Consider the following 26,999-nt stretch of genomic DNA (forward strand, 5'->3'; position numbering starts at 1 on the left):
GAGCGCGCCCTCATGAAGCCAATGAACGAAGAGCACCTCGCCGTTCTGCGCAGGCACATGGTCGAGGTGGTCGCAATCTATGCCGACCTTGCAAGTGAAGAACTCGGCAAGGCGGCGCTCGATGAACGGGTAATGGCAGCGATGCTGCGGGTACCGCGGCATCTGTTCGTGCCCGCCCAAGCTGCGCCCTTTGCCTACCAGGACATGCCGCTTCCGATCGGCTTCGATAAAACCGTGTCGCAGCCCTTCATGGTCGCACTCATGACCGATCTCCTTGCTCCCAAACCGCATGAGGCCGTGCTTGAGATCGGCACCGGCCTGGGCTATCAAACCGCAATCCTCGCTCAACTCGCCGGGAAGATTTGGAGCGTCGAGATCATTGAGGAATTCGCAAGCCATGCCGAGGCTCTCCTGCACGGCCTCGGCATGTCTAATGTCGGCATTCGTATCGGCGACGGTTCACGCGGCTGGCCTGAGCACGCTCCATTCGACAAGATCCTGGTCACGGCGGCGGCTGAGGAGCCGCCTCCGGCTTTGCTCGAGCAGCTCAAGCCAATGGGCCGCCTTGTTCTTCCTGTGGGTTCGGAAGAACAGGTGCTGACTGTCATCGACAAGGATTCGGAAGGGCAATTCCTGGCGCGGCAACTCATCCCGGTTCGGTTCAGCAAGCTCGAGGCGGTCTAAGGCGCGCGTACCCTGCCGCAGGAGCGGCTGTATCTATTCTCCGGGAACAATTTGCAGTCGCGATCAGTTGACCGAGTTTGCACAACCTAGTGGGGATTTCTTCAATGCGCTACAGCGCCTCACCGGTCTAAGTGTCGTGTCATGAACGCACCGACGCCCGAACCGCCCTCCCATAGATCCCATGATCTCTTCCAGCGGCTTATGGATGGCATCGCCGAACCGGTGATTATCAAGGACGATGCGTCACGGTTCGTCTTCATCAACGACGCGGCATGCAACCTTCTGGGGAAAGACCGGAACCAGCTCATTGGACGGACCGACCACGACATATTACCGGGGGAGCAGGCAGACAGGATCGTCTCGCTCGACAGGATCGTACTTTCGACAAGCGAAGGCCACGAGCTCGAAGAGCAAATCACGACGCCCGATGGGACACAGCGCACGCTCCTGACGAAAAAACGGTGCGTGAGCATTCCCGCCGGTTCGACACAAGAGAAGTTCGTGGTCGTAACGATCGTGGATATCACCAACCTGCGCAGGACCGAAGAGACCCTCCGAGCGAGCGAAGAGCATTATCGCTCTCTGGTCGACCTTCACCCGCAAGTTCCCTGGACCGCAGACACGGCGGGAGAGGTCCTGGAGGTTGGCCCGCGATGGAGCGAACTGACCGGACTGGGCGAAAAAGAGACACTCGGCAGCGGATGGGCCAAAGCGGTTCATCCGCAGGACGCGGGGGCATTGCAAGAGGAATGGCGCCGGTCCCTGGCAAGCGGTGCACCGTTCGACTGCGAATACAGGCTCTTGACCAAGACCGGCGATTATCGATGGTTCCGCGCTCGCGCAGCCGCAAAGCGTGACGCGGATGGAGAAATCGTGCGCTGGTACGGCGTTTTGGAGGATATCGACGAAAGGCGGCGCGCTGCCGACGACTTGCGCGAAAGCGAGGCCCGCTTTCGAGCCATCGCTGACGACGCCCCCGTCATGATCTGGGTAGCGGACCCCACAGGCGACACAAGCTTCTTTAATCGCTTGTGGTTGGAAACGACTGGGCAAACAGAGGCTGAGGCGCTCGGTTTCGGTTGGGTCGACGTCATCCATCCCGATGACCGCCAGGCAGTCCAGGAGACATTCTTTAGGGCGACTGCGGGCAAGGAACCGGTGCGCAGCGAGTACCGGTTGCGACGAGCCGACAGAAGCTGGGCATGGGTCATCGACGTCGGGCAACCGCGCTTCTCCGCCGACGGAACCTTCCTCGGTTATGTTGGATCCGTTCTCGACATCACGGAACGCCGAGCCGCGGAGATCGCTCAACAGGAAGCTCAGGCGTTTATCAGAAGCATCTTTGACAGCAGCCCCGACTGTGTGCGCGTGCTCGACATGGAGGGACGGCCCCTGCTCATGAACGAGGCCGGGCGGCGTATCTTCGGACTGAACGAAGGCGCGCCGGTGACGGGGCAGACATGGGACTCCATCGGGCGAGCTTCCGACGCCGACAAGGTCGAGGCGGCCTGGGAAAGCGTCAGACGCGGCAAGACAGCGCGTTTCGAGATTTCCGTTCGGGATGCTGGCGGTGAAGAAAGATGCATGGACGTGATCTCGGCCCCGATCACAGACCATCACGGAAAGCCGTTCCGAATCCTGTCGATCTGGCGCGACATTACCGTTGCGAAGCGAGCAAGCGACGAAATAAGCCGTGCGCAAAGGCACGCCGAAGCCGCTGCCGACCAACTTTCCTCGGTTCTCGAGAGCACCATGGATAGCGTCATGCTGCTCGGCGCAGACTGGCGCGTGCGCTATCTCAACGAGAATGCCCGGAAGCTCCTGCAGGTCGGAGACGAGGCCCTCGGAAGAGTGTTCTGGAAACTCTTCCCCGAAGAGGAGGAGGGGAGCTTCGCCAAGCATTGCCGCGAAGTGATGGACCGACGGGTCCGCTCCTTTTTTGAGGACCATTTGTCGTCGCTCGGCCGCTGGGTCGAAGCGAACGCCTCCCCAACGCGAGACGGCATTTCCATTTTCTGCCGAGACATAACCGAGCGGCGTCGGGCTGAAGAGGACACGCTGCTCGCCCAAAAGCAGATGGCGCATATGGCCAGACACGACATGCTCACGGGCCTCGCGAACCGGATGTTCTTCCGCGAATGCTTCGAGGAAGCGCTGAACGAGAGCAACCATGCGCGTATGGCAGTGCTGTGCCTGGACCTTGACGGCTTCAAGGCCGTCAACGACACGCTCGGCCATCCGGCCGGCGACGCTTTACTGCGCCAGGTTTCCACAAGACTGATCCAGGCAGTCAGGACCACGGAAACCGTCGCGCGACTTGGGGGTGACGAATTCGCCATAATACAACCTCTGACGGAGTCACGTGACGAAGCTTTCCGCCTCGCACAGCGACTGATCGATACCCTTTCCGAGCCCTTCAGCATCGAGGGCGCCGCCGCAAACGTCGGGACCAGCATCGGAATTGCCTTTGCGCCAGAAGACGGAACCTCTGCAGATGAGCTGATCAAGGCGGCTGATATCGCACTCTACAGTGCGAAATCTAGCGGCCGCGGCACCTACAAGCTTTTCGACGTGGCGATGCATGCGCAGCTGCAAGCACACCAGCAGATGAAGATCACAATGCGGGACGCGCTGGCGAAGGGAGAGTTCGAGCTGCACTATCAGCCGCTGGTGAGCTTGGAGTCGCGTTGCGTGAGCTGCTGCGAGGCGTTGTTGCGATGGCGGCACCCTGAGCGTGGGATGATCGCACCGTCCGAATTCATTCCAATTGCCGAAGAAACCGGCTTGATCGTTCCGATTGGCGAGTGGATCCTGGGCGAGGCATGCCGCCAGGCCGCTCGCTGGCCGGAACGTGTGAGTGTTGCCGTAAACCTCTCTCCTGTCCAGTTCAAGCATCGCAACCTGGTGAGGGCCGTCGCCAAGGCCCTTTCAGCCACCCGGCTTGATCCCGCTCGTCTGCAACTGGAGATCACGGAGACGGTTCTCCTGGACGAGAGCGAGCATAATCTCGAGCTGCTACAGGACTTGCGAAGGCTCGGCGTCAAGATCGCGATGGACGATTTCGGAACGGGTTATTCCTCACTTGGGTACTTGCGCAGCTTTCCGTTCGACAAGATCAAGGTTGACCAGGCCTTCGTCCGGGACCTGCCGCACGGCAAGGAGTCCCTCGCGATCGTCAAGGCCGTCGCGGGCCTTGGGCAAAGCCTTGGCATGACGACATCGGTCGAGGGCGTCGAAACGGAGGATCAGCTGGCGGTGGTGGATTCGGAGGGCTTCAATGAGGTGCAGGGCTACCTCTTTTCTCGCCCCCTGCCCGCCGCGGAAATTTCCAAGTTGATCGCGGCCGGTTCCCTCTAACTCGATTGGTGCAGTTGCCAACAGGGCAGGAATTAGCCCTACACGTCTCGCGGCGTGTGTGGCACAATCCAATTACTACCAGTCATTGATGGAAATGGCGGGAACTCATTCGCGGAGACGATCGTTAGTTGCAAGTCGACTAGACGGGTTCGGAAGCCCTTGGCGTGAGCCAGCGAGCGGGGATAGCGTAATGAATGCCTCAGGCGTCGCACTTATTGCCGATGACGATGAATTCTTCAGGATTGCGCTTGGCTTCATTTTGAAGAGCAAATTGCGCTTTACCGAGATTATCGAGACTGGGTCACTCGACGAGGCAATCGAGAGGCTTTCCGAACGCGAAGACGTCTCGCTGGCACTATTCGACCTGGCGATGCCGGGCATGCAAAGCGTTGCCAGCCTTGCTGCCGTGCGCGACGTCCACCCGGATTTGAAAGTCGCGGTCGTTTCGGCATCGTCGCGTCGATCGGATATCCTCTCCGCCCTGACGGCAGGCATAAACGGCTATGTCCCCAAGGGGCTCGGCGCGACCGATCTCGCCGAGGCGGTTCGCGCCATTCTCAACGGATCCGTCTATGTCCCGCCCTCCATCGCAGGCCGCGCCTCCCCTTCCGAGGCAGAGACGCCCGCGCCTGGCGGGGGCGTCCAGAACGAACGCCACCGTACGATCGAATTCCTCACGCCGAGGCAGCGCGAAGTCTTGCAGCTCCTTGTACAGGGCTTCTCGAACAAGGAAATCGCACGCAAGCTGAAACTCGGCGAAGGCACCGTGAAGATCCACATGGCAGCACTATTCCGAAGCCTACGGGTCAGGAACCGCCAGGAGGCGGCCGCAGCCGGAGCACGTCTTTTGCCGATGACCGAAAACCGACAATAGTCCGCTTGGATAGGCCGCCCTCTAGGTCATCCGGACGAATAGCGCAAATGCACGCCAGGACGTAGTGACGACAGCAGTCAATGTATGTGGAACGAAAATGCGCCAGCCGGTTTCGACAGAGAGCTTCATCCCGAACGGGCAACGAGGTGTCCAGTGACCAGGCGCGGCCCGTCGCTGGAGCTCGCTGAACAGGTTGCAGGCAGGATCGGCCTGAGCTTCCCGGCATCCCGGAAAGAAACCGTCGCTTCGGCGATAGACCGGGTCATGGTGCGGCGCGGCATTGGCGAGGGTCGCTTGCTTCTCGACCGGCTGGGATCGGACGAGGATTTGACCGAGGACGTAATCTCCGCGGTTACAGTTGCCGAAACGCATTTCTTCCGCGGGCCCGAGCAATTCGAGCTGATACGGCAAACAATTCTCCCGGAACTGCTGCGACGTCGGCCCGAGGGGTCTCCTCTGCGAATCTGGAGCATCGGCTGCGCGACGGGCGAGGAACCGTATTCGCTTGCCATTCTATGCGAAGAGGAAGGCCTCTTGGACGGCGTCCGGATCGATGCAGCCGATATTTCGAGGAGGGCGCTCGCCGCGGCCAAGGCTGGCGACTACGGCGAGTGGGCCTTGAGGAATACGGGCCCGAGGCTGAGACAGCGATATTTCACTTCGTGCGAGGGGCGTTTTCGACTGAACGAGCAATTGCGCCGGCAGGTCGACTTCGCTCATCTGAACCTCGGCACCGACGCGCTTCCGGCACCGGAAAAGCGATTGTCTGAGTTCGATTTGATCCTTTGCCGCAACGTGCTCGTCTATCTCGAAGCGAGCGCAGTGCGCCGCATCGCCCGTCAGCTTCTGGCTTGCCTTTCCGATGGCGGCTGGCTGCTGACGGCCCCGACCGACCCGCCCCTGTGGAAATACGCCCCCTTCGAGACGTCGATCACGCCCGCGGGCATTGTCTACCGCCGCATCATGGCTCCGGACACACGTAAAAGCTCGACCGCGTGCGTCGCTCCCGTTCGACGCGAAACCGGCAACCCGGTCGCGGGCGTTCCGCTCGCCCGGGCTCGCGCCGCGGCCTCGCGAAAAACGACGGGCGACGATACGGCCAAGGCCATCGCCCGGCAAATCCGATCGCGTTTCGACCTGGGTGAGCCCCGTGAGGCCGCGCGCCTTGCCGCCCGAGCGATCGAGAGGCATCCGCTATCAGCGGAACTGCACTTCCTTGAAGGTGTCTCCCGGATGGCCAGCGGCGAGACCGATGCGGCGAAGGCAGCACTCCGGCGGGTGGCATATCTCGACGGCAAACTGGCGGCTGCACAGTTCTTACTCGGTGTCTGCCTCAAGGACAGCGATCCGCGGGCGGCCCTGCGCGCCCTCGAAAATGCGCTCTCGTCCTGCCTATCTCGCTCGCCCCGCGAACACGTTGAGTTGATGCCCGAGGCGACGGCCGGCCATCTGGCACAGCGTGCACGGCGAGAGATCGCCACGATACGCCAACATCTCGGGAGCGAACCCGGATGAAGACACCTTCCCGTCCCGCCGCCCGTCCGCTCGACTGGACCGCCGTCAGAAGCCGTATGGCAGCCGCGATAGAACAGACGGAGGCGCTTCTGGAAGCGGCACAACAGGATTCGGAAGCGCAATACGAGCAACGATCACCCGGTGTGGCCGTTGACGTATCCGCGGGGCAAAGCGAAGAACAGGCCGTCGGTCTTGTGATCTTCGTCCTGGCGGATCGCCAGTTTGCCTTGGAGATCCGCTACGTTTGCGAAATCGTTTCGAGGGCACGCGTCAGCCCGCTCCCCGGAATGCCCCCGCATGCCTGTGGCGTTTACGACCTGCGCGGTCAACTGCTTCCCGTGTTCGATCTGCGCGGACCGCTCGATCTCCCGCAAGAGGCCCGTATCGCCGACGACTGGGCGATCGTGTGCGGGCAGGAACGGCCCGAATTCCTGATACTTTCCGAAGCCGCCCCAGAAATATCGACGCTCCCGCTGGAGGAAATCCGAGCAGCGGAGCCCGCTCCAGGCAAACCATGGCATTGGGCGACGACGAAAATCGGGGCGGTCATTCTCGACGGCCGCCGCCTTTTGGATGACCGCCGCTTCTTTCTTGAGGATGAGCAGATCACCGCCAGCGACGAGACGGAAAGGACCGAGTTCCATGAGTCCCCGACCAGCGAATAGCCTCTATGGCGCATTGGGGTTGGCAATGCTCCTATTCGTGGCAGCATCGGCGCTGCTTGTCGGGTCCAGCTTCATTGCTCTGGAACGCGTGCGGGCCGATCTCGCGGCAACGTCCTCGCTTGGCAAGGAACGGCTCGCCTACCAGATGATCTACACGGCCAGTCACCTGGAACGAGCGGAGGGTCCGGCTCGGGCCGCTGCTACCGATGAGCTGCGCCGATTGATGGCTCGCAATGAGCGGCTTCTTGCGAGTCTGGCGAATAGCGAAGAAGGGATCGGTCTGGCGGCGGCGAACGATCCTGCTGCTCTCACGCAGCTTGAGCAAGCCCGCCAACAATGGCTGGATGAAGTCAAGCCCGGTCTGGAAAGCGTTATGGCCAGCGCTCCGCTCAGTCGCGGCGCACTGGACGAGCTGGATCCGGAGATCAGAGCGTTTGCGGCGCGTCTGGACGGATTGATCAGCCGCATCGAACAGGCCGGAGTGACCCGGCTCCAGCGCTCCCAATTGCTGCAGTTTGGTTTTTCGGCACTCGCCGTGCTGCTGCTCCTTCACGTGCTGCGGGTCGTGCGCCGTCTGGCCCGCCGCACGCGCGCGCTCGCGGTCCTGGCGGAAAAGGTCAGCGCCGGCGACCTGGCGCAGAAGGCATCCGTGGAGGGCAGCGACGAGCTCGCGGTTCTCGGCGACTCCTTCAACGCGATGACCGCAAGGCTTGCCGGTATGATCGACAACGAGCGGGGCAGCAGGGAGCGGCTCGAGAAGTTGCTCGCCACGATTTCTGAAACGGCGCAACACCTCTCATCGTCAGCTGCCGAAATTCTCGCCGGCACCACGCAGCAGGTCGAAGGCATGCGCGAGCAGTCCTCGGCCGTTGCCCAGACGGTCACGAGCGTCGACGAGGTATTGCAGACGTCGGAACAGGCAGCACAGCGCGCGCAGCACGTTGCCGCCTCCTACGACAACGCCGTCAAGATCAGCAATGAGGGCCGCAGAGCGCTCGACGACACGGTGCAGGTGATGAATGCCGTTAGTGCCCGGACGGAGACGATCGCTGCGGATATTCTGTCGCTTGCGGAAAACAGCCTCGAAATCGGCGAAATCGTCTCGGTCGTTGCCGAGATCGCGGACCAGACGAACCTCCTGGCATTGAATGCTGCGATCGAGGCATCGCGTGCCGGCGAACACGGCAGGGGCTTCAATGTTGTCGCCAGCGAGATCCGGACGCTTGCCGACCAGTCGAAATCTGCGACCACCAGGGTCCGCCGCATCCTCATGGAAATTCAAAAATCGACAAACTCCGCGGTGATCGGCGCCGAGGATGGATCCAAGAGCGTCAGCCGTGCGCTCGAGACGGTCAGCGAAGCGGGCGAAACCATTCGGCAACTCGAGGCAATCGTCGCCGATTCCGCGCGATCGGTGGCTCAAATCGCCGCCTCGGCGGGTCAGCAACGCGCCGGAATGAAGCAGATTCACGAAGCGATGCATTACATCGAACAGACCAGCAGCCAGAACCTCTCGGCGATACGCCAGGCAGAGGAGGCCGCAAAAGATCTGAATGAACTCGGCTCGAGGCTGAAGGAAATGCTCACCGACCACGGCAACGAACATGATAACACCTGAAGAACTCGACCCCGGCTTATTGACCATGTTCACTCAAGAAGTGCGGGAACGCGCGTCGGAGATGGAGAACGCCGTGCTGGCAATTGAGGCGTCCGGCGATGCAGATCGGAAACGGCATCTGCAGGAACAGCTTCTAAGAGTGGCGCATAGCCTCAAGGGTGCCGCCGGCCTGCTTCAGGTGCGCGGCGTCGAAACGATTTGTCACTGGATGGAGGAAATTCTCTCGATGGCTGCGAATGTAGGGCTTGTTCTCGAACGATCGAGGCTTGACCTGCTACTGTCGGCTGCGGACGCAATCAGGGACGCGGCCAATCTGCTTGAGAGCGGCGAAATCCCCTCTCCCGCGCATGGCCAGGACGTGGTCGAAAAGCTGAAGGCCGTCGCGACCGCGGGTTCCGATGACGGCTTAAAAGAAGCGCACCACCATCCGCCCATGGCGGAGCCGGGGATCGCCATTCGCGCCACCGACACCGACGGGTCCATGCGCGTCTCAGCCGCGCGCCTGGATGCACTCCTTTACAGGAGCGGTGAGATGCTGACCTTCAATGCCGTCATGCGGCGTCATGCCGAACAGGCCTCTTCGCTGCGCGAGGAAGCAAGGAAAATGCGCGCACCGGGTTCTGATCCCACCGGACAGGTGGCGAGCGTCGAAGGCGGCCTGCGTCAGCTCGCAGCATTCCTCCGCCAGGACGTTCGCCTGATGCAAAGTGCCGTGACCGCACTCGACGAGGAGATCAGACTTGCGCGCACGCAGCCCTTTGCAGAAGCCTGCAAGGGTCTGGGCCGCATCGTCCGGGACGTGGCGGCGGCATCGGGCAAACGCGCAGAGCTGGAGATCAGCGGCGGAGAGTTAGAGGTCGATCGCTCCATTGTTTCAGCGCTGCAGGATTCGCTTCGCCACCTCGTCCGCAACGCGGTTGCGCATGGAATCCAGACGCCGGAGGAGCGTCGGACGGCAGGACGGCCGGAAAAGGGCAGGATTCTGGTTTCGGCCGCGATGCGCGGAAACCGCATGGAGGTTCGCGTCGAAGACGACGGCCGCGGCCTGAACTTGGCTTTGCTGAGTGCGGCGACAGGCGAAAGCACACATGGCAAGCAGGCCGAAGCGGATATCCTGCGGCGTGTCTTCGAGCCGGGCGTCTCCACCTCGGCGACCGTCACCAGCCTCTCAGGGCGAGGTATAGGTCTCGATATCGTGAAAAGGAATGTGGAAAAGCTACGTGGCGCGGTCGACGTATCGCAGGTACCTACCGGCGGTGCTGCCTTCACCCTCACCCTGCCTTTGACCCTTGCAACGGTTCGCGTTCTGGAAGTTCTTGCAGGAGGACATGTGTTCACGATCGACACCACGTCCGTCCAGCGCGTCATCCGGATCGACCGGGGGGACTTCACGCTGATAGAGGGCAGGAATTTCGTCCGTACCCCCGCAGGTCCGATGCCCTTCGTCGATGTTTCACTTTGGCTCCGCCTCCAGCCGAATCGCAGTCCTGCGAGCGAAACGACGCCGGCAGTGGTCGTCGACTCGCCGAGCGGGTCCACGGCAGTGCTCGTCGACGAAATCACCGGGGAACAGGAATTGCTCGCACGATCGCTCGGTCCGCGCCTGGCAAATGTCCGGCGTTACAGCGGTGGCATGGTCCTCCCGGACGGGCGCATCGCCCTCCTTCTGAACGTCGCAGCTCTCGCGGAAGCTGCCGCCGAGGTGCGGCCTCGCAACGAGGTCGGCGCGCGCCGGAGCGTTGCGGCCGCTCGTCGGAAGGTCCTTGTCGTCGACGATTCGAAATATGTGCGAACATTGGTGAAGCTCATACTGGAAGGCGCAGGATACGATGTGACGATGGCGACCGACGGCACGGAAGCGTTAAAGCAGCTTCGCGACCATGGAGCCGACGTCGTCGTAGCCGACGTCGACATGCCGTCGATGAACGGCTTCGAGCTCACCCGGGCCATTCGCCAGTCGGACCGCTTTACCGGCACGCCCGTCGTACTCGTCACCGGGCGGGAATCCCTGGAGGACAAGGTGAAAGGACTGCGCGCAGGCGCAAACGCCTATCTGAGGAAGGATCAGTTCGATGCGCACGACTTCCTGGAAACAATGCGGCAGGTCGTTTGAGGGACGAGGATGGTACGCATTCTTCTCGCGACATCGACAGTCGAGCTCGAGGATCTCGTAAAGAGGGCTATCGAGGGGGACGCCTCAGCGGAGCTCGTACTGATCGCAAGAAGCGGGAGAGAAGCCGTTAGAATGACCGGCGAACTCTTGCCGGACATTGTCGCCGTGGAGCTCTGCCCCTCCGGGGATGACAGCGCAGAAACGGTCAGGGAGATAATGATCGCGGCACCGACACCGGTCGTAATGCTCTCCCATCGGGACGGCTCGCAGCTCGGGACCATATCGGCGCGGGCACTCGAAGCGGGCGCTCTCGCGGTCATCCCGGCGCCGGCCGCGCACGGCATGCCGCTCGAACAACCGGCCATCGAAAAGTTCCTCTCAACGATCAAAGCCATGTCGCAGGTAAAGGTCGTCCGGCAATGGCGCCAGAAGGTCCGCGGAGATCGCGCGGCTAAAGACCAACCGCCAACGGCAAGGACGCCGATCGGAATCGTGGGAATCGCGGCCTCGACCGGTGGGCCGGCGGCGATCCGTGCGATACTGAAAGACATCTCAGCCGATCTCCAGGTGCCGATCCTCATCGTCCAGCACATGTCGAACGGCTTCATCGACGGCGTTGCCGCCTCTCTCAACGCGACCGTGCCGCTCACGGTGAAGGTCGCCAGGAATGGAGAGCTTCTCAAACCCGGCACGGTCTACCTAGCGCCGGACAACTGTCAGCTCGGCGTCTCGGGCAGGTCACGCCTACGCGTCTCGGACGATGCTCCCGTCAACGGCTTCAAACCGTCCGGATCCTACCTCTTCGGCTCGATCGCGCGTGCCTTCAAGGGAGAGTCCCTCGCGGTCGTCCTGACCGGAATGGGCGATGACGGAACCGAGGGGCTTCGGGCACTGCGCATGGCGGGCGGCAAGGCAATCGCGCAGGATGAGAAGAGCTCGGTCGTCTTCGGCATGCCGAAGTCGGCGATCGGTGCCGGTCTCGTGGACCTGGTGCTGCCGCTGGAAAGCATAGCCGAGAACATCACTGCCATCGCCCGGGGGCGGAGCGAACCGGAAGGGGAAACGAGGACATGAAAGCTGTGGCGCCCACGCGTCGGATTTGACGCGCAGGCGCCAGACCGCCCCCCTCTAGGTGCTCATGATCTGAATGACCGCCGGTGTGATGATCACCGCGAAGAGGACCGGCAGGAAGAACAGGATCATCGGCACGGTGAGCTTGGGCGGAAGGGCAGCCGCTCTTTTCTCGGCCTCGCTCATGCGCATGTCCCGGTTCTCCTGTGCCATCACGCGCAGCGCCTGACCGAGCGGCGTGCCGTATTTCTCCGCCTGGATGAGGCTGGTCACGACGGCGCGCACGCCCTCCACGCCGGTTCTCTGCCCTAGATTCTCGAAGGCTTGCCGCCGGTCCTGCAGGTAGGAAAGCTCCGCAGTCGTCAGCAGGATCTCCTCCGCAGTTTCCGGCGATTGCGTGCCGATCTCCTCCCCAACCTTTCGGAAGGCGCTTTCGATCCCCATGCCGGCTTCGACGGTAATCAACAGAAGGTCCAGCGCCTCCGGCCAGGAACGCCGGATAGACTGCTGCCGCTTGGTGATCCTGTTCCTGACGAAGATCGCCGGAGAGAAATATCCGAGCGCGCCCATGGCGGCAGCCATCGCCACCACCAGAAGCAGCGGTGCCTCCGGGCGAACCACCAGCAGGATATAAAGCAAGCAGGCCGCGAAGATGGCAACCGGCGCAATCAGCCGGAAAGCAAGGAAGGCGGTCACGGCGGCATGGCCCCTATAACCCGCCATGCTCAACTTGCGCACGATCTCGCCGTCCTCCGCCTGCTTGGCAAGACGGAAGCGGTCGACGATCGCCTGAAAGAGGCGCTTGGGTTCCACACGCAAGGATACCCTGCTCTTCTCTTCCAGCCGGGCGCGTTCGCGCTGGCGGATACGCTCGCGTTCGCCCTCCACCCTTCGCATACGGTCTGACAGCGTGTCCCGGAAGACGTAAGGCCAGGAAACGACCACGACCGCTGAAAAGGCGGAGAAGCCGGCCATTATAGCCGCCAACTGTTCCGGATCGGGGATATGGACGCCAAGGTTCATCTCAAGTTCTCAGAAGTCAAAGTTGATCATCTTGCGCATGACGAGGATGCCGATGCCCATCCAAAGGCCGCAGCCAACGACGACGACCTTACCGATCATCGTCGTGAACAGGAGCGCCATGTAGTCCGGGCTCATGAAATAAACGGCGCCGGCGACGAGAAACGGCAAGGCACCGATGATGCCGGCCGAGGACTTCGCCTCCGAACTCATCGCCTTGATCTTGCCCTTCATCTTCTTGCGCTCGCGCAGCACCTTGGAAAGGTTCCCGAGCGCTTCCGAAAGGCTGCCGCCGGTGCGGCTCTGAATGGCGACGACGATGGCAAAGAAGTTGGCTTCGGCCAGTGGCATGCGTTCGCTCATGCGCTTCACGGCCTCGTCCACAGGGATTCCCAGCGTCTGATCCTGAACGATCGCGAGGAACTCGCCCTTGACCGGCTCCTGTGCCTCCATGGCAATCACCCTGAGGCAATCCGGCATCGGCAGGCCTGCCTTGAGCCCTCTGACGATGACGTCGACGGCGTTCGGGAACTCGGCAGCGAACCGGGTAAAGCGCGCATTGCGCTTCATGTTCACATAGAGGTGCGGCAGGAGCAGCCCGCCCGCGATGGCGAAACCGACCGACACCAGCGGGCCGAGGCCCAGCAGTAGCAGCATCACGACCCAGGTGGCCAGCGTAGCGCCGGCACAGACGAGAAAATAGGCCTTGCGGGACCAATGAAGGCCGGATTGACGGAGCCTGGCCGAAAGCGTCACCTTGCCTTTGCGCGCATTCGCCTGGCGCTTCTCCTCAATCTCGCGCAGCGTCTTTTCCACCGACCGACGCCGGTCGCGGCCATCCGTCTCCGCTGGCTCGCTTCGCTTGTCTTCCGCCCGCGCCGAAATGCGCTCGAACCTCTGGCGATAGGCGCTTGCCTTGGAGACACGCGGATAGAACGCCGCCACCATCATGCCGCCGATGCTGGTGGACGCCAGGAGGAAGACGAAGACGGGAAACAGCAAAGAAGTCGCCATCTGTTTTGGCCCCTGTGTCAGCGTGTCGTCAGGCGGCGGCCTTCAATTCCGCCGCGTCGAGGGCGGCGGCAAGCCGGGCCTCTTCGCCGTAATAGCGTGCGCGATCCCAGAATGCCGGGCGACCTATCCCGGTCGACCGGTGTCTTCCGATGATGTTTCCCTTCTCGTCTTCGCCGAGAATGTCGTAGACGAAGAGATCCTGCGTCGTGACCACCTCGCCTTCCATGCCGAGCACTTCGGTGATGTGGGTGATCCGGCGCGAACCATCGCGAAGTCGCGCTGCCTGCACGATCACGTCGACTGACGAGACGAGCATCTCCCGGATCGTCTTGGCCGGCAGCGAGCTCCCGCCCATGGTGATCATCGCCTCGATGCGTGCCATCGCTTCGCGCGGGGAGTTGGCGTGGAGCGTTCCCATCGAGCCGTCGTGGCCTGTGTTCATCGCCTGCAGCAGGTCGAAGGCCTCGGGCCCGCGCACCTCGCCGACGATGATCCGCTCGGGCCTCATGCGCAGGCAGTTCTTCACGAGGTTGCGCATGGTGATCTCGCCCTGCCCCTCGATGTTCGGCGGCCGCGTTTCGAGGCGCACCACATGCGGTTGCTGCAGTTGAAGCTCTGCCGCATCCTCGCAGGTGATGACGCGTTCGCCGTGGTCGATATAGCCGGTCAGGCAGTTCAGAAGCGTTGTCTTGCCGGAGCCGGTACCGCCGGAAATGAGGACGTTGCAGCGCACACGTCCGATGATCTTGAGAACCTCGGCGCCCTCCGGCGAGATCGAGCCGAACCGGACCAACTGGTCGAGGGTCAGCTTTTCCTTCTTGAACTTGCGGATCGTCAGCGTGGGGCCGTCGATTGCCAGCGGAGGCGCAATCACGTTGACACGGGAACCGTCGCCCAGACGCGCGTCGCAGATAGGGCTCGATTCGTCGACGCGCCGGCCAACCTGGCTGACGATGCGCTGGCAGATATTGAGTAGCTGCTCGTTGTCGCGAAAGCGGATTCCCGTCTCCTGCACCCTGCCGTTGACTTCGATGAAGACCTGGTTTGCGCCATTGACCATGATGTCGGCGATGTCGTCGCGTGCGAGCAGGGGCTCGAGCGGGCCGTAACCCAAGATGTCGTTGCAAATGTCGCTGAGAAGGTCGTTCTGCTCGGCCATCGAAATGCCGGCCTTCTTGGCCGCGACGATGTCGTTTATAATCGCGCCGATTTCGTTGCGCGCCTGCTCGCCATCCATATTGGAGAGTGCTGCAACGTCGATCGTCGCGATGAGGGCGCTGAAGATTTCCTTCTTCAAGCTGTAATATTGTTCGGCGTTCTCGGGTTTCGCAGTTGCCGGAACCTGGGGTGGTTTCCGAACTTGGACAGGGGCGTGCGCGGCCTGCAGTTCGTTTTCGACGACGGGCTGGACCGCTGCTTCGGCTGTCCGTTCTTCCGAAATGGATTTCTTGCCGAACATCGTTGTCGCTCTGTTCCCGAGATTGAGAAGTTTGAGTTCGTTGAATGCGAAAGCGGAAGGCATGCCTTCCGCTTCGCTTGGCAACCGGCGCGCGTTGTCGAGAGCGTCAGCCGCCTGTGAGCGCCGTGCCGATAGCGGTGAATCTGGTGGTCAACCCCGTGCCTATGGTCCCCATAACGGTGATGAGCACGACAGAGATCAGACCAGCGATCAGGCCGTATTCGATGGCGGTTGCGCCGGACTCATTGCGAGCAAAACGGGCGAGAAGATTTTTCATGGTTCGGTCCTTCATGGGTTGGAGAAAGTGCCGAAACCAGGTTCGGCGTCACAGGGCCGGGCCGGGTTCTGCCTCGTGTCCCGCTTGCTGTGTGGCCCTTATATAGACTTTGTTAACCCTCCTGATCCATTCAGCCTGATGGCCGATCCGGCGGTGCAAGTGGCTCGTCCGGTTGGTCTAGTCCGATCGCAAGAACCGCAATTTGCGGTACCTTGAAGTTGCGATGCGCCGCGACGCATGGATCGTCCGAGACACTGCGCCCCGCTCCAGATAACCGTCACCGCCGCCCAGAGATCGTTGCAAACACGCCAGTTGAAATTCGCCGGCCTTGGCTGGAAGCTCAATCACCCGATCGGGATGCGCCGCGACAGATTGAGGCTGACGGGGCTTTGGGCGAGACCGGGGACGACGAAGGTGAAGGGATAGCGGATCGAGAGCACGCGGAAGGCTATGCCGTCCACGGTTTCCTTGGTGACAGCGATAGTGAGCAGCGTCGGATCGCCGCTGTGAAAGCTCTCGCGCACCGCGCCAGCCAGCTTGGTCAGTGCTTCGCTGTCGGTCGCATCACGCGCGATCTGCCCGATCAGCACCCGCCGAGCGGCAACGTCGACGGCGTGCGAGAGTTCATTGCGCACGTAAAAGGCGCGGCCGAACTCGATGATGCCGAAGACGAGCAGCAGCAAAGGCAGGCAGACGAGCGCGAATTCCACCGCCGTAGCGCCTGACTGACTCCGAAACAGACGGCGGAGGATGGCGGGCGGAGCCCTCATTGGACTTGCACCTGCATGGAGGACCCGAGCTCGAACACGGGAAGTACCGCCGGCAGGGACATGGGCCGATAGGACTTTGCAGCCGCGAGCCGATAATACACGAATTGCGGTTTCGCGTTCGCGCAGGTCACCGTTCCGCATTGCGGCGCGGCTTCAGGTGCGACATCGGCATTTTCCGGGCAGGCGCAGTAGCGCTTCACTGCCGGCAGCACGGCACTCGCCAGACGCGGGCTCTCGGCCAAGGTGGAAACGAGCACCTTTTGGACCTGCGCCGCGCCGGGATCGGCCAGAGCGGCCTGCGCGCCGGCGCGCAGGACATGGTCGATCGTCATGCGCTCATGGATCGCAAGACCGAGATCGGCCGTAGCCACGAGACCGAGAGCGAGGACCGGCGCGACTAGCGCGAATTCGACCGCCGAAGCACCGGCCTCGGACGTCTTCAATTCCCCGGCCTTCTTGCGCAACGTGGACGGAGCCTTCGGCTTGCCGCGTTTGAAGACCTTCTGCAGCAAAGCTTTGACCCCTTTCTGCCGCGTCCGTCTCTCCCGCGTCCCGCCAACCCGCCAGGCGAGCGAAACTATGGCTTTTCCCGCCTTCGAATCCGGTGCCGACTCGATGACCAGCCGGCCATTATTGGCCGCCGCGCCGAACAAGGACGGCTCGAACGCCAGAGAGACGCCCTCTTCCAGGCCGACAGCCGCCACGAAATCCTTCGGCTTGATCTCCTGAAGTTTCGGGGTGCCAACCTTGTTGAGCACAAGGCGCGGCGGCGGATCGTTCGGCCGCGCCTTCTTCAGGAAATCGATCAGGTTCTTGGCATTGCGCATGCCGGCCAGGTCGGGCGTCGCCGTCACGACGATTTCGTCCGCCTCTAGCAGGATCTTCCTCGTCCACTGCGTCAGAATGTGCGGCAGATCGACGACGACATGCCACGAGCTCGAACGAGCGACGTCGAGGAGATGATCGACATCGCCCTCCCGAAGATTAATGAACTTGTCGAGATCCGTGGTCGCCGGAAGCAGGTGCAGGCGGTCCGTGTAGCTGACCGCCAGGCGTCGCAGCAGCACGTCGTCGAGACGATCGGGGCTCTGGAGCACATCCACCATGCCGTGTTTCGCCTCGATGTCGAAGTTCAGTCCGAGCGTACCGGACTGAAGATCAAGATCCGCCAGAAGAACATCGGCATCCACCCGCTTGGACATGGCGTATGCCACGTTGTGCGCGAGCGTGGAGGAGCCGGTTCCTCCCTTGGCACCGACGAATGCGACGATGCGCCCCAGCTTTTCCTCGGTAGAGTCGCGGAAGCAGCGGTGCACCGCCGCGACGAAGTCCATCGGCTCGAGCGGCTTGACGAGATAGTCGCTCACACCGGCGTCCAGAAGCTTCTTGTAGAGACCCACATCGTTGGAGCGGCCGATGACGATGACCTTGGTCCCCGTGACACACTCCATTGCGAGCGTTTCCAAGGTGGCCATCAGACGGGCCTCGCCATCGTCGCTCTCTACGACGACGAGGTTCGGCGATGTTACGCCGCCATAAAGCGCAGTCGCCTCTTTCATTCCTCCGGCCTTCACCGTTACGGTGGCGCGCGCCATGCGACGATCGATCGCCGCCGTGCCGACGGCCTCTCTCACCTCTTCCGACTGGCAGAAGACGGCGATGTCCACCTTCGGTATGGGCAACAGCGGTGCAGCGGTCATCGGCTGCGGTGCTTGCCTGGTTTCGCTATCGAGCTGTTTCATGTTCGGAATTTCCATAAAGGATCAGCTGCCGCCGGAACGGGAGGGAACTTCCACCATCGACATGCGTCCGCCGTTGAAAAAGCGCACCACGCCGGGTCGGGTTCCCTCTGCTTCCACGACCGAGGCTTCGTGATTGTCGGTAATCGCACGAAGTGCGAGCGAAACCGTGCCGGAGGCTTCCGCCGCCGCGACGGCTGAGATCTGTTCGGGATCTACTTCGAGCGTGGCGGTCTTCCCGATCACCGAGGCTCCATCGGATGCCTGTGAAACGGTCTGATCGACCGCGAGGACGCGAATGTTGGATAAAATCGCCCGGCTGACGACCTTACCGGCGTCGCCGGAGGCGTCAGGCCGGGCGACGGTGTGAATAACGTCGACATGGTCGTTCGGCAGGATGAAGCCACCGGCGGTGCTCTCGGCCGTGACGCGAACGGCAATCGCCCGCTTTCCCGAAGGCAGCAAGCTGGACAGATAGCCCGTGCCGCCCTGCGCAAGCTTGTCGTCGCGAATGGGTTCTCCCGCTACGAAGCCGCTTAGGGCGAGCGAACCCTTGAGCGCTGTCGTCGCATCGGGTCGGGAGCTGCGGCTGATGAAGACAGGGGGGATTTCGCCCTCCCACGGCTGCCAACGCAGCTGGTTCTCTTCGATCACTGCACCGCGCTTGAGCTCTGCAGCTGCGACGAGCACCTCCTGCGAGGGCGTTTCTTGAACCTCTGCAACCTCGACCGCGCGCTGATCGCCGGTGCCGAGCGCCAGCCAGGAGGCGGCCCCACCGGATGCCAGTGCGAGCAGGAGAATGACGATACGGATCATGGGTCAAACCTCGTCTTGCGCGGCGGATCGCCACGCGATGGTTTAAAGGAGGACGGAGCACCAGTGGCTTTCCGGAAGCAGCAGAAGGGCAGCCGGCGCCATAGCTGCGCCATAGGGAATACCCGTCTCGCGGTCGAGAAGACGCTTCGCCCAGGCGTTTTTCTTCAGGGCGAGCGGTAGAGGTACCCGTCGAAGCTGAAGAAGCCCAACGGTCAGGGCCGCGCCGATAACCGACGTGTAGAGGATGAAGGGGAGCGCAAGGTCGGCGCCGAGCCAGAGCACGGCAACTGGCAGCAGTTTTGCGTCACCGCCGCCGATCCAGCCGGCAGCAAAGAGTACGAAAGTGCAAGCGAGCACGGCGGAGGCAACGACAACGCTCGACATGACCGTCGCGAGGTTCAGACCTGCAGCGGGCGCAAGAATGGCGAAGGCGATCACCAGGAAGACGACCAGGCGGTTGGATATGGTCATCGTCGCCACGTCCCTGATGCCGGCGTAAGTCATCGCTCCGGCGAAAAGCAGGAAAGCGAACCAAGCTGCGGATGTCGAGATCATCGTCGATGCCTCATGCACAAGGGCCGATGCGGGGCCGGTTGGAATGTCCGGAATGTGCCCACTGCGCTAAGGAATATCCATTCGACCTGATGGACTAAGCACGCCACGCGAAGGGCTGCGGCCCGGACTAGGCCGACTGGCCGAATCGTCGGCAGGCGGCAGGCGGGATATATCGTCCCACTGGAACGCCCTACTGCATCTCACCCAAAGAATGCAGCGGTTCCGAGTAACGATATGCCTTCGACTTCGGGAAACCTGGATGAGCAAGAGAATTGACGCAATCGGTGAAGCGAGCCGTTCGCCTCGGCGACAAAGGCTCGCACGCCGATTTCTCACTGCCGAAGACGGCGCCGTCGCCGTCATCGCTGCCGTCGCTTTTCCCGTGCTCGTCGGTGCGATGGGTTTGGGGGTCGAGACGGGGTACTGGTATCTGGAAAAGCGTAAACTGCAGCATGCGGCGGACGTATCGGCCTATGCCGCAGCCGTGCGCCATCGCGCAGGTGATCAACAATCCGCACTCGAGACCGCCGCGCGCAGGGTAGCAGGTGGCTCCGGGTTTTCGCCTGGGGGCCTCACCGTGTCCACGGCCCCGGGCTCTGCCGGTGGATCGAACAAGGTGACGGTCGAGTTGACCGAGACGCATCCGCGCATGTTTTCTTCCGTGTTCGGCACTGGGACCATCACCATGAAGGCACGCGCGGTCGCTCAGGTCACTGGCGGCTCCAAGGCTTGCGTGCTTGCGCTGTCGAACTCCGCTTCGGGCGCCGTCACCGTAACCGGCTCAACGGAAGTCCTATTGTCCGGCTGCAGCGTGGTTTCCAATTCTAATGCCGCCGACGCCTTTCTGATGAAGAACGGCAGCGCGCTCATGTCGACCGATTGCGTGTATACCGTCGGCGAAGCCGTAACGACGACGGGCCTCACGCTTACCGGTTGCAGCAAACCCGTCCAGCAGGTTCCGCCGACGCCGGATCCTTTTGCATCCGTCGCCGAACCCGACAAACTGCACATTCAGCAGCTTCCTTGCCGAGATCTGACCTATGTCTCGAACTCCACCTATGTCTTCGACCGGCTTGCAAGCGGATTCGAGGCAATCCGTTTCTGCGGCGGAGTGGACATCAAGGGAACGATCACGCTAAAGCCTGGCCTCTATATCATAGACGGCGGCGAACTGACGATAACGGCCGGGGCAAAACTCACCGGCGAAGGCGTTACCTTTTTCTTCACCAACTCGGCGGCCGCCAATCTGCTGGGCAACGCCGACATCGATCTGTCCGCTCCGACCGGCGGACCCTTTGCTGGCCTGCTGTTTTTCTCCAGTCGCCAAAGTGCCGGCGTACTCCATAAGATAACAGGCAATTCCGAGTCGACCCTGGTTGGAAACCTCTACGCGCCGACGGGCAAAATCGACTTCACCGGAAACTCGACCGTTTCCGGAGGGTGTACGCAGATCATTGCTGATCAGGTCACTTTCACGGGCAATTCGACAATGGAGACCTGCGCCTCGCCGACGGAGGAAATCCTGGTCGGTCGGACCGTGTCGCTAATCGAGTGAGGGCGACACGCCGCCATGTCCGCAAGCGGAGCGGCAACTTCTTTGTAGCTGGCCGGAACGCAAGAGACGTCCAGCCGTTGACTTCGACTGTCATCAATGCAGGAGTTTTCCCATGTCCAGGAGCTCAAAAGGGGCCGTCTTGTTGCTGGCGATGTCAGCTCTGGTCAGGCCCGCAGCAGCGGACGAGCAAAAAGCGGCTATTATTCCGGTTCAGCAAAGGAGCACAGCAGCCGAAGGGGTGGAGCGGCTTGTCGTCGACTTTGCCAAGACCGTTGCGCTTCCTCGGCCGGCGAGCACAGTCATCATCGGCAACACGGGAATAGCACAAGCAAGCCTGAGCGACGACAGGACCGTGATCCTCACCGGCAAGACACCCGGCTCTACGAACCTGATCGTGATCGACAGCGACGGCGCCGAAGTGGCGAACCTCGTTCTGGATGTCGTTGCGAGCAGCGGCCGTCTGGTCACGGTTCATCAAGGCGCGCGGCGGGCGACCTTCACATGCGCGAGGCGCTGCGACCCGGTTCTGCTCGTCGGAGACGACGCTGACCACTTCAACGCCACGGCCTCTCAAATTGCCGCGCGCAACGGCTTTTCCGCCCCCTCCCCAGACAACCAGCAGTGACGGCATTATGTTGGTCCAAGGGACGCCGCCGCTGTTAACCGAACGATGACGCGTTGAGTGAGGAGGCGTCCGTCCGCCGAGCAGACTTTTGACTGAATCTATCCTCGCGGCGGCCGCTGAATCTCCACCGGCGTCTTCATGATGATTTCTCGATGCGGAAAGGGGATGGACACCCCAGCCTCTTTGAATGAATCCCATAGTGCCATCAGAACTTGGCCGCGCACATTCGTCAGGCCGTTTGCCGGATCCGAGATCCAGAACCGCAGTCGGAAATCCAGCGAGGAGGCACCAAAGGCGGTCATCCAGCAGACGGGCGCGTTGTAGTCATTGACGACGCGGGGAACGGCCGATGCGGTTTCGACGGCGATCCGTACCACCTCATGCGGATCGCTGTCGTAGGAGGTGCCGAAATCGACGTCGATGCGGACGTAGTCGCTCGAAAACGACCAGTTCACCACCTGCTGCGAGATGAAGTCCTCATTGGGGATGAGGTATTCCTTCCCATCGCGGGTAATAACCGACACGAAACGCGCGCGGAGGTCGCGGATGGATCCGAACGTTTCACCAAGCGTAATCGTGTCGCCGGGCTTGATCGATTTGTCGAGCAGGATGATGATCCCGGATATGAAATTGGACACGACCTTCTGCAGTCCGAAGCCGACGCCGACTCCGACAGCACCCGAAAAGACCGTCAGCGCCGTGAGATCGATACCTGTCGCGGACAATGCTATTGCACCGGCGATCATGATTAGAGCGATCTTGATGACCTTGCTGATCAGCACTTTGAACGATGGCGAAAGGTCACCCGAACGCTGAACCCAATGGGCAAGCACATTGCCGACGAGCACTGCGACCCAGATAAGGGCGACTGTCAGAACAACCGCCTTCAGAACGATCAGCAGTGAAAGACGCATCACGCCCAGATTGACTGCGGCAGCATCGAGCGCCGACAGGATAGGACCGTCAAGGCCGGTGGCATATACGGCGAGGTATCCCCAGCTTACCATGGCAACCAGGCGCGACAGGGTCGGGTTGCGGATAATCTTGGTCAGCACGGAAATTATGAACCAGGCGGCCGCCAGGGACAGCGCCGTAGCGATCAGCCATCGTTGTGACGGCCAGGTACCCTGTTTGAGAATGACGCTCGCAAGCCACAACCAAAGGGTCAGAAAAAGCCATTTCAGGCGGCGCATGAAGGCGATGATGACGCGCAGCAGATCTGGATTGCCCTTGATACGCCGAGCCCTGGATTCCATCGCCGGCTCGGTTCTCGATGCGACGAAGGAGGCGAAAACGTACCCGGCGGCGATAATCCCAAGCTGATAGAATGTCCATTCGCTGAGCACGAATGTCCTGAGCCAGATTTCAAGCGGTCGAACCATCTGCATGAAATCCACGGCGGTGCCTCTTGAACTAGATCTTTAAACCCCCTGTTACAAAATGTTACTCCGAAGCGGTCCAGTGGAAAATAGTTCACTTCCGCAGTGCCCTGCTGCACGGGGCCCACTGCATGTTTCCTTTGATCGTAGCCGATTGAAGGACAAAACATTCAGCAGATTAAAGTGCTACAGCGCCGCGTCGACCTACACTTTGAAAGTACGCACTTCCGCACGGAACACCGTTACACACTTTTTCTGAAAGTGCTCTAGATAGAGACTCCCGCCTCGCGGAGACCTTCCACCAGCCGGTCCATCAGATGGGGATCTTGGTAGGGTAAAGATCGCCTCAGATGATCGACGGAAAAGCTCGGGTTGACCCCCAATACCTCCCGCCAGTAGCCTCGCGCTTCTTCATGCCGCCCGGTACGACCATAGAGGCAGGCAAGATAAAAGCGTGTCATATCCGACCGGGGCGCAAGCAATAACCGACGTTTGAAGGCGACCTCGGCCTCGTCAAAACGGCCGAGATTCAACAGAGCCCTCCCTTGGAAATGCAGCGACAGGTCGAATTGGGGGTCCAGCCGGTGGGCTCGTGTATACAGCGCCAAAGCCTCTTCGTGCCGGCCCTGGAAATCCCGAATGGTACCGAGTGCCGTATAGGCGTTGGCGGAATTGGGGTCGAGTTCGATAGCCCGCTCTGCAGCGTGCTCTGCCTCGTCCAGACGCCGCATCCAGGAAAGGGCAAGCGCGAGTGTGTAGTGACCTTGCGGCTCGGAACCGTCGGTATCGATTGCCTCTTGGGCCAGCCCAAGTGCCTGTGTGAGATTGTCAGGCGTCGCGCCGTTCCACTGATTGATGAAGTCGGTCAAGGCGATAATCGAAAGCGAAGCGTGGGCAGCCGCCATCCCTGGATCGATCTCGAGGACGCGGTGCAGCATGCGGCGGGCCTCCATGGAGGACAACGCGTTGAACTGCAGGATCGCCTGACGGGAGCGGACGAGCAGGTCATAGGCCTCTGGATCGACCTTGCCGCGGCTCTCGCGCCGCTCCTCCTCGCCGGCGGTCAGCTTGACGCGCAGCGCATTGACGATGGTGCGCGTCACCTCGTCCTGAACGGCGAAAATATCTTCAAGCCCCCGATCGTAACGCTCTGCCCACAAATGGCCGCCGGTCGTGCCGTCGATCATCTGGGCGTTGATGCGGATGCGGTTGGCCGCCCTGCGTACGCTGCCTTCCAGGACATAGCGTACACCGAGTTCCCGGCTCACCTTGCGGATGTCCGGCGTCTTGCCTTTGTAGGCGAAAGAGGAATTTCGGGCGATTACGAAAAGGCCGGAAACCTTCGAGAGATCCGTGATGATGTCTTCAGTAATACCATCGGCGAAGTAACCTTGCTCCGGGTCGCCGGACATGTTGTCAAATGGAAGGACGGCTATGGACGGCTTCGCCGGAAGCTGCGGGGGCGGTTCGGCAGCAATGTTAGGGGGCTCCCTCGCGCGGTCCTTAGGCGACCAGGTCCAGATGTGCACCGGCCGCTCGATGTTCTTGACTTCATGATAACCACTGTCGACGAAGTCGATATCGGTGCGGCCGTGCACATATTCATGAATTCCATCCGAAATCGCCACGCCGCCGGGGTCGGCAAGCGCCTCGATGCGGGCAGCTACATTGACCCCGTCGCCGAAGAGATCGCTGTCCTCAACCATGATGTCGCCGAGATTGACACCGACGCGGAGTACGATGGCACGGTCTTCCGGCAGGTCTCTGTTTGCGGCCGCCATGGCCTGCTGAAGTGCTGCAGCGCATTCGACGGCGTTAACCGCGCTGCCGAACTCAACGAGCACGCCGTCACCAGTCCTCTTGAAGACACGGCCCTGATGAATACCGACGAGCGGCTCCAGCACCTCTTTCCACCGAGCCATAAGCAAAGTGTGGGTGCTCTTTTCGTCCCGCTCCATGAGCCGGCTGTAACCGACCGCATCAGCGGCCAGAATGGCTGCAAGCCGGCGTCTGATGGATTCCTTGGCCATACGCGATTGCGCCTTCCCAGTGCCCGCGGATCAAAAAATCTGCCGTCCCTTTCCGTCCATCAACGTCAAAACATGCAGAACCACTTCGAGAGCAGAGCTCAGCCTTGCTTCAAAAGTGCCCGTGCGAGCTCTTCCCATTCTTCATCGACCGTCAAGGTCGATGGGACGATATCGCACCTGCGATACCAATATTCTGCGTTCGATTGATCGCCTTCCTTGCGATGGAGATAGGCATGCACATCCATACCCGCCCTATTCTCGTGCTCCTGCGCGCGTTCGTGCGCCTTGTTCCAATCGCCCTTTCCATCCCACCACAGCGCCTCCAGCGCAGGGCTTAGACCGACGGGCGGTTGTGGCTCGGCGAGCGAATCTCTGAAGGCCTGTAAATCCAAATCATCCATCCTCGTGAAGTCGCAGCCCCGATAATACGCTCGCCCGGGCCCGAGCGGTAGCATGCATCGGGCGATATTCGCAGTCCGCCTGGGTTGCCGAAAACGATCGAATCAGGCGCCACACCTTCTACTCGAACTCCACCTCAGACGTCCGTTTTTTCGCTATTCGATCACCAGCGGAGGCTACCGAGGCGTCAGTCCGGCGATTTGTCCAGAATGGGGTGCAATCCCGCTATACCACATCAAACCGCGAGAGCTTCTTCTTGAAAAGCAAGTTGTGCATGAAGCTGTCCCGCCAACAGCCGCCTGAGCCGCTTGCTCGCTTTCGAGGAGTGCCCCTAGATCTTGTTCGAGCCTAAGATCCTGGCGGGCGCTCCTGCTGCCTCGGCACATCGAGCTCTGCTCCGCCGGCGGTCAGAATCACTGCTCGTGCAATGTCGACATCGCCCGCATCTCGCTAAAACCTGAATTTGTCGGAGTGCCGGTGCGATTTCAGCTGAGAAGGGCATAACAGATGCGACGCCTTCTCCTTCACGTCGCGCTCCAGAGTCCTCAGGTCCGTGTCTCCCCAGATTGAGTTTTGGGACTTTTGGCTGTCGTCGCACCGACATTGATTCCCCAGCGAATCTCCGTTGTGGCGTTCATAGCCTGTCGGTCCCAAGCAAAGTGAAAAGGACAACGCCGGTCGGGCGCGCCGCGCCTGATGACCGCACCAATACAGCCCCTCCCCGCGCCTTTCAGCTCACGCGCGGCTCTATGCTTTACGTGCCCACTCGCAGCTAGCGAGCCTTTCGCGAGGTGACGGCGGGGAACCAGCAGCGCATCATTTTGCCGGCCCAATTAGAAATTGGAAGCAAACTCGAGCTTTTGGCGTCACGCAGTAGGACGCCGAAGCGACCGTCGAGCCTGCGCATCCCGGTCGTGACTAATCCAGCCCAAGCCTCTTGCGCAGGTCGGCATTTTCCGCTCGCAACTTCTCCGCCAGAAGCTTGCGGAGCCTCTGGTTTTCTTCTTCGAGTCGAACGAGATCCGCCAGCTCCTCGCCGGTGGGAAGACGTTTCTCGGCCTTTTGCTCAACCGGCTTTACGGTCCGCTTCCACTGATAGTAGGTTTGCTCGGAAATGCCGGCGCTCTTAATAGCGTCTTTGAGCGTAACTTTGCCTTCGGTGACTTGCGTCTCTATCAGCTTAAGCTTCTCTTTTCTCTGTTGTTCGCTATATCGCCTCGGTTTGGCGGCCGGCGTCTCCGATACAGCTCGCCTTGGTTCGGCAACCGCCTTCTGGCGCCGTGGCGACCTCTTCTTCTTAGCCGCTGGTGCTTTCACGTCGGCGTTTGGCGCTACAGCCGCAGCAATTGACCCGGTGTTACTCTCGTCAGCCATCAGCAATACCCTCCTTAGTTATGATTTTGTTTTCTGCTGAGTGCACCACAGAGTCAACATGACTATCAAACATCTGCTTTACAGATTGTT

22 protein-coding genes are annotated in these 26,999 nt (G+C 61.3%); 10 read left to right on the forward strand and 12 right to left on the reverse strand.

Annotated elements, in window-relative coordinates; genetic code table 11:
* Window positions 1–12: 12 nt before the first annotated feature.
* The 8 genes from M1D43_RS28400 to M1D43_RS28435 all read left to right on the forward strand — a co-directional run bounded on the left by M1D43_RS28400 (window position 13) and on the right by M1D43_RS28435 (window position 11,900).
* Window positions 13–684 carry a protein-L-isoaspartate(D-aspartate) O-methyltransferase gene (locus M1D43_RS28400; RefSeq protein WP_010967809.1) on the forward strand — a complete coding sequence of 224 codons (672 nt, stop codon included), beginning with the start codon at window positions 13–15 and terminating at the stop codon, window positions 682–684.
* 141 nt (window positions 685–825) lie between these two features.
* On the forward strand, window positions 826–4,041 hold the full coding sequence (locus tag M1D43_RS28405) for a sensor domain-containing protein (RefSeq protein ID WP_498814559.1): 3,216 nt from the start codon (window positions 826–828) through the stop codon (window positions 4,039–4,041).
* 190 nt (window positions 4,042–4,231) lie between these two features.
* A complete protein-coding gene (locus M1D43_RS28410) occupies window positions 4,232–4,915 on the forward strand; it encodes a LuxR C-terminal-related transcriptional regulator (RefSeq protein ID WP_010967811.1) in 684 nt (227 codons plus the stop codon).
* Window positions 4,916–5,068: 153 nt separating this feature from the next.
* Window positions 5,069–6,430, forward strand: coding sequence for a CheR family methyltransferase (locus tag M1D43_RS28415; protein WP_498814561.1), 1,362 nt, complete (start codon window positions 5,069–5,071; stop codon window positions 6,428–6,430).
* The gene (locus tag M1D43_RS28420) at window positions 6,427–7,095 is read left to right on the forward strand and encodes a chemotaxis protein CheW (RefSeq protein ID WP_015242171.1); all 669 of its coding nucleotides are present in this window, start codon (window positions 6,427–6,429) and stop codon (window positions 7,093–7,095) included. The genes M1D43_RS28415 and M1D43_RS28420 overlap by 4 nt, the downstream gene beginning before the upstream one ends.
* The gene (locus M1D43_RS28425) at window positions 7,073–8,713 is read left to right on the forward strand and encodes a methyl-accepting chemotaxis protein (protein ID WP_498814562.1); all 1,641 of its coding nucleotides are present in this window, start codon (window positions 7,073–7,075) and stop codon (window positions 8,711–8,713) included. The genes M1D43_RS28420 and M1D43_RS28425 overlap by 23 nt, the downstream gene beginning before the upstream one ends.
* Window positions 8,700–10,826, forward strand: coding sequence for a hybrid sensor histidine kinase/response regulator (locus M1D43_RS28430; protein WP_498814563.1), 2,127 nt, complete (start codon window positions 8,700–8,702; stop codon window positions 10,824–10,826). Before M1D43_RS28425 ends, M1D43_RS28430 begins: the two co-directional genes overlap by 14 nt.
* Before the next feature lie 9 nt (window positions 10,827–10,835).
* Complete coding sequence (locus tag M1D43_RS28435; RefSeq protein ID WP_498814565.1) at window positions 10,836–11,900, forward strand: chemotaxis protein CheB; 1,065 nt, start codon at window positions 10,836–10,838, stop codon at window positions 11,898–11,900.
* A 54-nt stretch (window positions 11,901–11,954) separates the two neighbouring features.
* Here the strand turns inward: M1D43_RS28435 and M1D43_RS28440 are convergent, their stop codons facing one another.
* From M1D43_RS28440 to M1D43_RS28475, 8 genes are all read right to left on the reverse strand, one after another.
* Window positions 11,955–12,920, reverse strand: a complete 966-nt coding sequence (locus M1D43_RS28440; protein ID WP_010967817.1) for a type II secretion system F family protein — start codon at window positions 12,918–12,920, stop codon at window positions 11,955–11,957.
* Between the two features lie 9 nt (window positions 12,921–12,929).
* Window positions 12,930–13,931: a type II secretion system F family protein gene (locus M1D43_RS28445; protein WP_010967818.1), complete on the reverse strand. Its 1,002-nt coding sequence runs from the start codon at window positions 13,929–13,931 to the stop codon at window positions 12,930–12,932.
* 28 nt (window positions 13,932–13,959) lie between these two features.
* On the reverse strand, window positions 13,960–15,453 hold the full coding sequence (locus tag M1D43_RS28450; RefSeq protein WP_010967819.1) for a TadA family conjugal transfer-associated ATPase: 1,494 nt from the start codon (window positions 15,451–15,453) through the stop codon (window positions 13,960–13,962).
* 43 nt (window positions 15,454–15,496) lie between these two features.
* On the reverse strand, window positions 15,497–15,667 hold the full coding sequence (locus tag M1D43_RS28455) for a Flp family type IVb pilin (RefSeq protein ID WP_003526943.1): 171 nt from the start codon (window positions 15,665–15,667) through the stop codon (window positions 15,497–15,499).
* A gap of 344 nt (window positions 15,668–16,011) precedes the next feature.
* The gene (locus M1D43_RS28460) at window positions 16,012–16,437 is read right to left on the reverse strand and encodes a TadE/TadG family type IV pilus assembly protein (protein WP_010967820.1); all 426 of its coding nucleotides are present in this window, start codon (window positions 16,435–16,437) and stop codon (window positions 16,012–16,014) included.
* Entirely contained in the window at window positions 16,434–18,194 is a 1,761-nt protein-coding gene (locus M1D43_RS28465; RefSeq protein WP_498814566.1) for an AAA family ATPase, read from the reverse strand. The genes M1D43_RS28460 and M1D43_RS28465 overlap by 4 nt, the downstream gene beginning before the upstream one ends.
* 6 nt (window positions 18,195–18,200) lie before the next feature.
* Complete coding sequence (gene cpaB, locus M1D43_RS28470) at window positions 18,201–18,992, reverse strand: Flp pilus assembly protein CpaB (protein ID WP_010967822.1); 792 nt, start codon at window positions 18,990–18,992, stop codon at window positions 18,201–18,203.
* A gap of 42 nt (window positions 18,993–19,034) precedes the next feature.
* On the reverse strand, window positions 19,035–19,547 hold the full coding sequence (locus M1D43_RS28475) for an A24 family peptidase (RefSeq protein WP_014528725.1): 513 nt from the start codon (window positions 19,545–19,547) through the stop codon (window positions 19,035–19,037).
* Between the two features lie 259 nt (window positions 19,548–19,806).
* On the opposite strand from M1D43_RS28475, the gene M1D43_RS28480 reads away from it, so the two are divergent.
* A complete protein-coding gene (locus M1D43_RS28480) occupies window positions 19,807–21,102 on the forward strand; it encodes a pilus assembly protein TadG-related protein (RefSeq protein ID WP_010967824.1) in 1,296 nt (431 codons plus the stop codon).
* Window positions 21,103–21,214: 112 nt separating this feature from the next.
* Window positions 21,215–21,727 carry a pilus assembly protein N-terminal domain-containing protein gene (locus M1D43_RS28485; protein WP_498814568.1) on the forward strand — a complete coding sequence of 171 codons (513 nt, stop codon included), beginning with the start codon at window positions 21,215–21,217 and terminating at the stop codon, window positions 21,725–21,727.
* A gap of 98 nt (window positions 21,728–21,825) precedes the next feature.
* On the opposite strand, the gene M1D43_RS28490 is transcribed toward M1D43_RS28485, so the two are convergent.
* From M1D43_RS28490 to M1D43_RS28505, 4 genes are all read right to left on the reverse strand, one after another.
* A complete protein-coding gene (locus tag M1D43_RS28490; RefSeq protein WP_017267452.1) occupies window positions 21,826–23,124 on the reverse strand; it encodes a mechanosensitive ion channel family protein in 1,299 nt (432 codons plus the stop codon).
* Window positions 23,125–23,372: 248 nt separating this feature from the next.
* A complete protein-coding gene (locus M1D43_RS28495; protein ID WP_015242161.1) occupies window positions 23,373–25,136 on the reverse strand; it encodes an adenylate/guanylate cyclase domain-containing protein in 1,764 nt (587 codons plus the stop codon).
* Window positions 25,137–25,234: 98 nt separating this feature from the next.
* Window positions 25,235–25,537, reverse strand: coding sequence for a hypothetical protein (locus M1D43_RS28500; RefSeq protein WP_498814569.1), 303 nt, complete (start codon window positions 25,535–25,537; stop codon window positions 25,235–25,237).
* 916 nt (window positions 25,538–26,453) lie between these two features.
* Window positions 26,454–26,909 carry a transposase gene (locus M1D43_RS28505; protein ID WP_010967829.1) on the reverse strand — a complete coding sequence of 152 codons (456 nt, stop codon included), beginning with the start codon at window positions 26,907–26,909 and terminating at the stop codon, window positions 26,454–26,456.
* Window positions 26,910–26,999 lie beyond the last annotated feature (90 nt).

It is taken from the genome of Ensifer sp. R1-3, from assembly GCF_056739175.1.

Bases quoted from the DNA above. Each gene is read 5' to 3' on its own strand.
- M1D43_RS28400 (WP_010967809.1), top strand. From the start codon at position 13: ATGAAGCCAATGAACGAAGAGCACCTCGCCGTTCTGCGCAGGCACATG.
- M1D43_RS28405 (WP_498814559.1), top strand. From the start codon at position 826: ATGAACGCACCGACGCCCGAACCGCCCTCCCATAGATCCCATGATCTC.
- M1D43_RS28410 (WP_010967811.1), top strand. From the start codon at position 4,232: ATGAATGCCTCAGGCGTCGCACTTATTGCCGATGACGATGAATTCTTC.
- M1D43_RS28420 (WP_015242171.1), top strand. From the start codon at position 6,427: ATGAAGACACCTTCCCGTCCCGCCGCCCGTCCGCTCGACTGGACCGCC.
- M1D43_RS28425 (WP_498814562.1), top strand. From the start codon at position 7,073: ATGAGTCCCCGACCAGCGAATAGCCTCTATGGCGCATTGGGGTTGGCA.
- M1D43_RS28430 (WP_498814563.1), top strand. From the start codon at position 8,700: ATGATAACACCTGAAGAACTCGACCCCGGCTTATTGACCATGTTCACT.
- M1D43_RS28435 (WP_498814565.1), top strand. From the start codon at position 10,836: ATGGTACGCATTCTTCTCGCGACATCGACAGTCGAGCTCGAGGATCTC.
- M1D43_RS28440 (WP_010967817.1), bottom strand. From the start codon at position 12,920: ATGAACCTTGGCGTCCATATCCCCGATCCGGAACAGTTGGCGGCTATA.
- M1D43_RS28445 (WP_010967818.1), bottom strand. From the start codon at position 13,931: ATGGCGACTTCTTTGCTGTTTCCCGTCTTCGTCTTCCTCCTGGCGTCC.
- M1D43_RS28450 (WP_010967819.1), bottom strand. From the start codon at position 15,453: ATGCCTTCCGCTTTCGCATTCAACGAACTCAAACTTCTCAATCTCGGG.
- M1D43_RS28455 (WP_003526943.1), bottom strand. From the start codon at position 15,667: ATGAAAAATCTTCTCGCCCGTTTTGCTCGCAATGAGTCCGGCGCAACC.
- M1D43_RS28460 (WP_010967820.1), bottom strand. From the start codon at position 16,437: ATGAGGGCTCCGCCCGCCATCCTCCGCCGTCTGTTTCGGAGTCAGTCA.
- M1D43_RS28465 (WP_498814566.1), bottom strand. From the start codon at position 18,194: ATGGAAATTCCGAACATGAAACAGCTCGATAGCGAAACCAGGCAAGCA.
- cpaB (WP_010967822.1), bottom strand. From the start codon at position 18,992: ATGATCCGTATCGTCATTCTCCTGCTCGCACTGGCATCCGGTGGGGCC.
- M1D43_RS28475 (WP_014528725.1), bottom strand. From the start codon at position 19,547: ATGATCTCGACATCCGCAGCTTGGTTCGCTTTCCTGCTTTTCGCCGGA.
- M1D43_RS28480 (WP_010967824.1), top strand. From the start codon at position 19,807: ATGAGCAAGAGAATTGACGCAATCGGTGAAGCGAGCCGTTCGCCTCGG.
- M1D43_RS28485 (WP_498814568.1), top strand. From the start codon at position 21,215: ATGTCCAGGAGCTCAAAAGGGGCCGTCTTGTTGCTGGCGATGTCAGCT.
- M1D43_RS28495 (WP_015242161.1), bottom strand. From the start codon at position 25,136: ATGGCCAAGGAATCCATCAGACGCCGGCTTGCAGCCATTCTGGCCGCT.
- M1D43_RS28500 (WP_498814569.1), bottom strand. From the start codon at position 25,537: ATGGATGATTTGGATTTACAGGCCTTCAGAGATTCGCTCGCCGAGCCA.
- M1D43_RS28505 (WP_010967829.1), bottom strand. From the start codon at position 26,909: ATGGCTGACGAGAGTAACACCGGGTCAATTGCTGCGGCTGTAGCGCCA.